This is a genomic window from Mesorhizobium sp. M7A.F.Ca.CA.004.06.1.1, from assembly GCF_003999135.1.
Taxonomy (GTDB): domain Bacteria; phylum Pseudomonadota; class Alphaproteobacteria; order Rhizobiales; family Rhizobiaceae; genus Mesorhizobium.
The window spans coordinates 1-1,005 of sequence record NZ_RZPQ01001225.1 but is presented as its reverse complement, the minus strand read 5'-3'; the positions used below and the strand labels follow the sequence as shown (position 1 = coordinate 1,005).

The window sequence follows — 1,005 nt, the reverse complement described above, 5'->3', positions numbered from 1 at the left end:
CGGCAACGGGCAAACCGCGCACGTCGTGGGCTTCAGCCAACAATGGACGTCCCCCTCCCCGACAGCGCCCTATCGCTATGGCGGCGCCGTGCGGTTGAGACGCTTCGATCGCAGACAGGCGGGGGTGATCGGCGGTTGGCTCTCAAGTCTGACGCGGCGCGCCGGCCTGGTTGGATTGTGCAGCGCCGATCTTATCCGCGGGCCGGACGGCTACAAGTTCATCGAGATCAATCCGAGGCCAGGCGCCACCCTCGACATTTTCGACGATGTCGACGCGCCATTGATCGAAGCGCATCTGCGCGCCGCGACGGGTCAGGTCTTCCGCTTGCCGCGCTTCGTCGATTCGATGGCGTCGATGGTGACTTACGCCGCGACGCCAATCACTCACTTTCCGTCGATCGCCTGGCCTGAATGGACAGCGGACCAGCAGTCGGCTGGCACCCGTCTGATTGCCGGCGACCCTGTCTGCACGGTCTTCGCGCGCGGGCCGAGCGCCCAATCGACCAAGCGACTCATCAAGGGACAAGCCAGTCAATTGCAACTCCAATGGGAAGGAGACCGGACATGAAAGACGGTTCGGCATTCCTGAACGACAATGCACAGCGCATCGTTGACGGCATGATCGGCGACGCCGAACGCCTGCGCATCGTCGTTTCCAGGGGGCCATTGGGCGAGCGCCTGATCGATGCCGGCGCCAAGACCGTAGGCAGCGTCGAAGCCGGGCTGCGCATGGCTGAGGCCGCGATGGGCGGTCTCGGCAGCGTTTCTGTGTTCATGGATCGCGCGTCACAGCAATGGCCGTTCACTGTCGAAGCGCGATCTTCGCAGCCGGTGCTAGCCTGCCTGGGCAGCCAGTATGCGGGCTGGAACCTGTCTGGCCAGGACTATTTCGCGATGGGATCTGGGCCGGCGCGCGCCCTCGCCCGGGTCGAACCGCTGTTCGAAACACTTTCCTATCGCGACATCGCATCGTCCGCGGTGCTTATCCTTGAGACGGCCGAACCG

1 protein-coding gene and 1 pseudogene are annotated in these 1,005 nt (G+C 64.2%); both read left to right on the top strand.

The window, feature by feature from the left end:
* Positions 1-568, top strand: a pseudogene (locus tag EN906_RS35330) (hypothetical protein); the annotation flags it as partial.
* On the top strand, positions 565-1,005 hold a 441-nt coding region (locus EN906_RS35325), incomplete at its 3' end, for a methenyltetrahydromethanopterin cyclohydrolase (RefSeq protein ID WP_245484408.1). The pseudogene EN906_RS35330 and the gene EN906_RS35325, both read left to right, overlap by 4 nt.